Consider the following 6,434-nt stretch of genomic DNA (forward strand, 5'->3'; position numbering starts at 1 on the left):
CGCGCGGCGGCCACCCACGGTGACCGGGGCGCCGCTATCCGCTCTCCACCACGCGGTTCTCCCACGCCCACGCGGCGATCTCCAGCCGGTTGCGCGTTCCGAGCTTGGCCTGGATGCCGGACACATGGCTCTTCACGGTGCTCAGCGAGATGAAGAGTTCCGAGGCGATCTCCAGGTTGGTGCGGCCCCGGGCGATGGACCGCACCACCTCGGACTCGCGTTCCGACAGCGGCGACCGCTGAGGGGCCCGGGGCGCCCCGGCGGAGATCACCTGGCGCAGCAGCCGGAGTGTGATCGACGGCGAGACCAGCGCCTCCCCGTTGTGGGCGGCGCGGACCGCCTCCACCAGGAGGGCCGGTCCGGCGTCCTTCAGGACGAACCCCACCGCCCCGCCCCGCAGCGCCCCGTACACGTACTCGTCCGTGTCGAAGGTGGTGACCACGACGACCCGGAGGGGGTCGGCCACCCCCTGGCCGGCCAGCAGCCGGGTGACCTCGATGCCGTCCAGCTTCGGCATCCTGATGTCGACCAGACACACATCGGGCCGCAGCCGCCGGGCCAGGGAGACCGTCTCCGCTCCGTCCGCGGCCTCGCCGACGACGACGATGTCGGACTCCTCCTCCAGGATCAGCCGCAGACCGCGGCGGATCATGGACTGGTCGTCGGCTATCAGCACCTTGATGGTCATCCGGGCTCCCTGGGGGGACGGGCACAACGGGCCGCACGGACCGGCCCGTTCCGGGTCGGGGCCGGTCGACCGTACCACCGGGGTCACGGCCGTGCCCGGAGTGCGGCCCCCGCCTCCCACGGCCCCGGTCCACCGGCGCGGAACCCCGCCCGGGCCCCTGTCCGGGACCCTCCCCGAGTACGGTTCCCCCGGCGCTCTTCCGTACTTCTGACCGGTGTGCGACGGGTCCGCGCTCCCTAGCCTCATCCGCATGAACACAGCGGAGCGGCCGGTCCGACCGGCACGGACGAGGTTCAACGCCGGGCTCGGTGCCGTACTCGCCCTGGGGATCGCCGCCACGGCGTATCTGCTCCTGGACAGCCGGAGCGGCGCCTCCTGGGTCCCCGGCTCCGCCGTCTCGGTGGTGGTGGGCGCACTCGCGCTGCTGCGCGAGCGGAACAGGGCGCTCACCGCGCTCGCCGGCCTGGCCGTGACGGCCATGGCGCTCGCGCTGGGCGCGGCCACCGGCGACCGTCTGCCGCAGGAGCCCGCGCCCGCCACGGTGCTGGGGCTGTCCGTGCTCGTCGGTTCGGCGGTACGGGCGCTGCCGCCGGGCCCGGCCGCCGCGATCGCCGTCTGCGGCACCGGAGTGACCGGGTGGGCCGGAGCCGGGGGCTGGACCGCCGTGACGGTCATCGCCGTCGCGGGGCTGGCCGCCGCCCTGGTCACCGGGCCGGTGCTGCGCCTCCTCGACCGCCGGCCGCGCGCCGGCCGCGCCGCGCCGCAGGGGTCCTGGGGAGCCCCGCCGCATCGGTAGGCCGGGCGGGGGCCCGCCGGACCCGGCGGAACCCTCGCAACTGCCGGACCCGGCCCGGCCCGCCGCCCGGTCCGCCACCCCGCCCGACGGTCCGGACCGGCCGCGCGGGCTCGCTAGCCTGGTCGGCATGATCACTCCGGAACGATGGGTCAGGGCCCTGCCCGCCGCCGCGCTCGGCTCCGTCTTCCTGCTGGTGATCTCGGTCCAGGCGCTCGCCATCGCGCAGACCTGGGGCGGCCTGTTCTGGGTGCCCGGCGCGGCGACCGGAGCGCTGGTGTGCGCCCTCGCGCTGATACGCCACCGGAAGCGGACCCGGACGGCGGTCGCGGGCCTGGCCGTCGCCGCGCTGGCCGTCCTCGTCCCGATGCTGCCCGGCACCCGGCTTCCCGCCGGACTCGGACCCTCGACGGCCCTGGGCCTCGCGGTGCTCATCGCCTCCGCGGTCAGGGCACTGCCGGCGGAGCGGGCCGCGGGCATCGCGGGCGGCGGAACAGTGGTGGTCGCCGCCCAGTTCGCCGCCCGGCCGCTGTCGGCCGTCCCGTTCATCGCCGGCGCGGTCCTCCTCGCCGCCCTCGGGGCGGGACTGTCGCTGCGGATGCTCGACAACCGGGCCAGGGCCGCCGAGGAGCGGCTGCGCCGTGCCGAACGGCTCGATCTGGCACGTGAGTTGCACGATGTGGTGGCTCACCACATCACCGGGATGCTGATCCAGGCCCAGGCCGCCCGGATCGTCGCGCGGCGGAGCCCGGAGCGGATACCCGAATCGCTGGCCGATATCGAGGCCGCCGGCGCCGAGGCCATGGCCGCGATGCGCCGCGTCGTCGGCCTGCTGCGCGACACCGGGGCCACCGACGGCGCCGATGCCACCGCGCCCGCCTCGCCCGGGCCGGAGTCGCTGAGCGCCCTGGTGGAGCGGTTCGGACGGCAGGGCCCGGCGGTGCGACTGAGCGTGCCCGGCGACGGCGACCCATGGCCACCGGAGGTGACCAGCACCGTGTACCGCGTCGTCCAGGAGGCGCTGACGAACGTCCTGCGCCACGCGCGGCACACCCGGTCGGTCGAGATCACCGTCGGCCGGGCGCCCGGAGCCGTCACCGTGGAAGTCGTCGACGACGCCCCGCCGCGCTCCGTCCTGCCCCGCCCCCGCGCCGGTTACGGGCTGATCGGTATGCGCGAGCGGGTCGAGACGCTCGGCGGCTCGCTCGTCGCCGGCCCCCGGCCCGGCGGCGGCTGGGCCGTGCGGGCGACCCTGCCCCTGCACCTCCCCACCGGGCGGCCCGGCTGACCGGCTGACCGCCGGACCGCCGGACCCGCCGGGAATCCCGGTGCGGGACCGAACCGGTCAGAGGGACGGCCCCCGGCGGCGGGAGCCGTGCTTTCGGCCGATGCCGGGACACGGGCGCGATTCCAGGATGGTCGGCATGGCACAAGCAACCTCCCCTCCGGTCCTGCGCGCCGAGAGGCTGACCAAGACATACGGCCGCCGCGGCCGGCCCGCCCTCCACGAGGTCGACCTCACCGTCCCCGCCGGCCGGGTCATCGGCCTCGTCGGCCCGAACGGGGCCGGCAAGTCCACGCTGCTGCACCTGGCCTGCGGACTGATCGAACCCACGGCCGGCTCGCTGACCGTGCTGGGATCACGCCCGGCGGCGAGCGCCGCGCATCTGGCCCGCGTCGGCTTCGTCGCGCAGAACACACCGGTGTACGGCTCGTTCACCGTGGGCGAGCACCTCGGCCTCGGCGCCAGGATGAACCCCTCCTGGGACCCGTCCCTCGCCGAGCGGCGCATCCGCCGGGCGGGACTGGACCCCGCGCAGAAGGCGGGGCAGCTCTCGGGCGGCCAGCGGGCACAGCTCGCGCTGGCCATCGCGGCGGCCAAGCGGCCCGAACTGCTGATCCTCGACGAACCGGCGGCGGCGCTGGACCCGCTGGCCCGCCGGGGATTTCTGCTGAACCTGATGGAATCCGTACGCGAACTCGGCGCCGGCGCCGTGCTCTCCTCCCATCTGCTGGGCGACATCGAACAGGTCTGTGACCACCTCATCGTGCTCTGCGGCGCACGGGTGCAGCTCGCCGGCGACACCCGGGACCTGCTGGCCGGGCACACCCGGCTGGTCGCGCCGGCCGGCGCGCCGATACGGCCGCCCGCCGGGACCGAGGTGATCCAAACCGGGCAGAGCGGCGGGCGCAGCACGGCGCTGGTCCGCACCGACACCCCGCACGCGGCGCTGCCGTACCCGGCCGAGCCCGTCTCGCTGGAGGAGCTCGTCCTCGCCCATATGACCCGGGCGGCGGCCGGCGACCGAGCCGGACGGACCGGGAGCACCACCGGGGAGGGCCCGCGATGATGTGGCTGAGCTGGCGGCAGTTCCGCCTCCAGGCACTGGCCGGCGCCGGGGCGCTGCTGGTCATCGCCGCGTATCTGCTGTACACCGGTATGGAGATCCGCGACGGCTACGAGGTCTACCGGGCCCACTGCCAGGACCGGGACGGGGCCGGCTGCGCCCGGGCGAAGGCCGGGTTCCGCGGCGCCCATCAGAACACGCTGCTGTTCCTCGCGACCGGACTCGCCCTGATCCCCGCCGTCCTCGGCACCTTCTGGGGCGCGCCCCTGGTCGCCCGCGAGCTGGAGAACGGCACCCACCGGCTGGTGTGGAACCAGAGCGTCACCCGAACGCGCTGGCTGCTCGGCAAGGTGCTGCTCGCCGTTTCGGCGGCCATGGTGCTGACGGGTGTCGCGTCCGCCTGTCTCACCTGGGCCGCCGCCCCCTTCGACGAGGTCGTCAAGGAGCGGTTCGACACCCTGGTGTTCGGCGCGCGGAACATCGCGCCGATCGGCCACGCCGCGCTGGCCGTCACCCTGGGCACCACCATCGGTCTTCTGCTGCGCCGCACCCTGCCCGCGATGGCCGTGACGCTCGTCGGCTTCATCGCCTTCCAGTTCTTCTTCCCCAACGTGGTGCGGCCCGGTCTCATGCCGCCGGAGAGGGCCACGCTGCCGATGACGGTCGAAGTCATCAACGGGGCACGGAGTCTGGGCAGTATCGGCGGGGGAGCCGTCATCGGAGGGGTGACCGTCCCGGGCGAGCCCGACGCGTGGATCGCCGAGACCGGCCCGCTCCGCACCGCGGACGGGAAGCCCCTGGGCGGTGCCGAGTTCAACGCCTGTCTCGACAGCCCGCCCAGCACCGGCACGGGCGGCACCTTCGGCGACACGGCGGCGTGCCTGGCCGAGCGGGATCTGCGGGTCGATGTCCTCTACCACCCCGGCAGCCGTTACTGGGCGTTCCAGTGGCTGGAGACCGCGATCCATCTGCTGCTCAGCGGGGTGCTCCTCGCGGTGTCCCTCCGGCGGATCGGCCGCCGGGCGGGGTGAGCCGGTGTGGGGGGCACCCGCGCGGGCCATGCCCTCGGCGACGCCGGCACCCACCGGCGCCGCCGTACCCCGTCCGCTACGGGGCCGGGTGGAGCGGCGCCTCGTACCGGCCGGACGCGAGCATCCAGGCCACATACGCGCCGGGCATGTCGACGATGGTGGCGACGACCCGCCGGACCCCGTCCGGGTCGGTGCGCGGCGCGAGGTCCGCCGCCCGGGCGAGACAGGCGTCCGCGGCCGCCGCCAGATCGTGCGACCGGCGGGTGATGAGCGCACGGACCTGCTCCACGGCGGCGTGCCGTCCGGCGCCCGTGGCGTGTTCGAGGACGGTGACGTAGTTGGTGGTCTCGCCGTTGGCGGCCTCCCGGTCCAGCGACAGCAGATCGTTGCACCAGGCGCCGATGTCGCTGGAGGCCGCGCACAGCTCGGTCCAGTGCGGGTCACCGGCCAGCTCCGGGGGGATCTCGGTCCGGTGGGCGACCTCCACCAGGTCGTACAGGAACATGGCGTTGTCGTTCCGGCGCAGCGCGGGGTACTGCTCGGGGGTCGGCAGGGTGCCGCCGGCGCGGTGGGCGGCCTGGGCGATGAAGGCGTCGCGGTGGTCGTGGATGTGCGCCAGGAAGCGGCGGGACCACGCCGGGGACATCCGCCCGGCGGTACGGGGCCAGAGCGCGGCCGCCGCGGTGACCGCGGGGGAGGCTCCGGCGGGGGCGGGCCGGCCCGCCATCACGGCGGTGATGGCGTCGTAGCCGGCGGCGACGGATGCGGCGGACCGGCCCATGGCCCCCTGGTCCTGTTCGTCGTCGAGGTGGAAGAGCCACACGGTCCACTCGGCGAAGAGTTCCACCCCGGCGGGGGCGGCGTCGGGCAGGACACGGGCCGCCGCGAGGTGGTACCCGGCGGAGTCGAGCCGGGCCATGTCGCGGCCGTCCGACGCCAGGCCGGTGTGGACCGCCCAGGCCATCAGGTGCCGGCCGATGTGGTCGGCGGCGGGGTGGACCCGGTCGGGGACGCGTATACCGAAGACGGAGGGGGGCTGGGTCATGGAGGGGCCTCGCTGCGGGGTGGGTGGTGGGATGCGAAGCCCTCAGTACACCGGAAGTCGCGCCGCGCGCCAGACCGGCGATCACTTTCGGCCCGCGCGCCCCTGACGGGCCCGGCACTCGCGGACTGCCCCGCCCGCCGGGCGCCTGAGCACGGCCCCCTGTGCGACAGCTGCCCGCAAGCTGCGGGCCCCGGTCGGGGGCCGGCCCCCGAGCCCCCGCTCCTCAATCGCCGGAGGGGCTGGGGTGGTGCTGCTCGATCGCGGGAGAGGCTGAGCAAACCCGGCCCGTCCGGCGTTTGAGGACGGACGCCGCACCACGGGTGCCCCGAGCACACCCAGCCTGTCCGGCGTTTGAGGACGGACCCCGCACCACGGGTGGCCCGAGCACACCCAGCCCGTCCGGCGTTTGAGGACGGACCCTGTGCGACAGGTGCCCGCATGCTGCGGGTCGCGGTCGGGGGCCGGCCCCCGAGCCCCCGCTCCTCAATCGCCGGAGGGGCTGGGTGGTGCTGCTCGATCGCGGGAGGGG

Annotated in this window: 6 protein-coding genes; 4 read left to right on the forward strand and 2 right to left on the reverse strand. The window is 75.4% G+C overall.

Annotated features, from left to right (window positions below; genetic code table 11):
• Positions 1-34 precede the first annotated feature (34 nt).
• Complete coding sequence (locus tag ABT122_RS10565; RefSeq protein ID WP_351548410.1) at positions 35-688, reverse strand: response regulator; 654 nt, start codon at positions 686-688, stop codon at positions 35-37.
• Positions 689-938: 250 nt separating this feature from the next.
• On the opposite strand from ABT122_RS10565, the gene ABT122_RS10570 reads away from it, so the two are divergent.
• The 4 genes from ABT122_RS10570 (at position 939) to ABT122_RS10585 (ending at position 4,860) form a co-directional block, all read left to right on the forward strand.
• A complete protein-coding gene (locus ABT122_RS10570) occupies positions 939-1,484 on the forward strand; it encodes a metal transporter (RefSeq protein WP_351548413.1) in 546 nt (181 codons plus the stop codon).
• A gap of 127 nt (positions 1,485-1,611) precedes the next feature.
• Positions 1,612-2,769 carry a sensor histidine kinase gene (locus ABT122_RS10575; RefSeq protein WP_351548415.1) on the forward strand — a complete coding sequence of 386 codons (1,158 nt, stop codon included), beginning with the start codon at positions 1,612-1,614 and terminating at the stop codon, positions 2,767-2,769.
• Between the two features lie 136 nt (positions 2,770-2,905).
• Complete coding sequence (locus ABT122_RS10580) at positions 2,906-3,832, forward strand: ABC transporter ATP-binding protein (RefSeq protein ID WP_351548417.1); 927 nt, start codon at positions 2,906-2,908, stop codon at positions 3,830-3,832.
• Entirely contained in the window at positions 3,829-4,860 is a 1,032-nt protein-coding gene (locus tag ABT122_RS10585; RefSeq protein WP_351548420.1) for an ABC-2 membrane transporter-related protein, read from the forward strand. Before ABT122_RS10580 ends, ABT122_RS10585 begins: the two co-directional genes overlap by 4 nt.
• A gap of 76 nt (positions 4,861-4,936) precedes the next feature.
• Here the strand turns inward: ABT122_RS10585 and ABT122_RS10590 are convergent, their stop codons facing one another.
• A complete protein-coding gene (locus tag ABT122_RS10590) occupies positions 4,937-5,905 on the reverse strand; it encodes a terpene synthase family protein (protein ID WP_351548423.1) in 969 nt (322 codons plus the stop codon).
• Positions 5,906-6,434 lie beyond the last annotated feature (529 nt).

This window comes from Streptomyces sp. NPDC001985 (genome assembly GCF_040296845.1).
Taxonomy (GTDB): Bacteria; Actinomycetota; Actinomycetes; order Streptomycetales; family Streptomycetaceae; genus Streptomyces.

Bases quoted from the DNA above. Each gene is read 5' to 3' on its own strand.
- ABT122_RS10565 (WP_351548410.1), bottom strand. From the start codon at position 688: ATGACCATCAAGGTGCTGATAGCCGACGACCAGTCCATGATCCGCCGC.
- ABT122_RS10570 (WP_351548413.1), top strand. From the start codon at position 939: ATGAACACAGCGGAGCGGCCGGTCCGACCGGCACGGACGAGGTTCAAC.
- ABT122_RS10590 (WP_351548423.1), bottom strand. From the start codon at position 5,905: ATGACCCAGCCCCCCTCCGTCTTCGGTATACGCGTCCCCGACCGGGTC.
- ABT122_RS10575 (WP_351548415.1), top strand. From the start codon at position 1,612: ATGATCACTCCGGAACGATGGGTCAGGGCCCTGCCCGCCGCCGCGCTC.
- ABT122_RS10580 (WP_351548417.1), top strand. From the start codon at position 2,906: ATGGCACAAGCAACCTCCCCTCCGGTCCTGCGCGCCGAGAGGCTGACC.
- ABT122_RS10585 (WP_351548420.1), top strand. From the start codon at position 3,829: ATGATGTGGCTGAGCTGGCGGCAGTTCCGCCTCCAGGCACTGGCCGGC.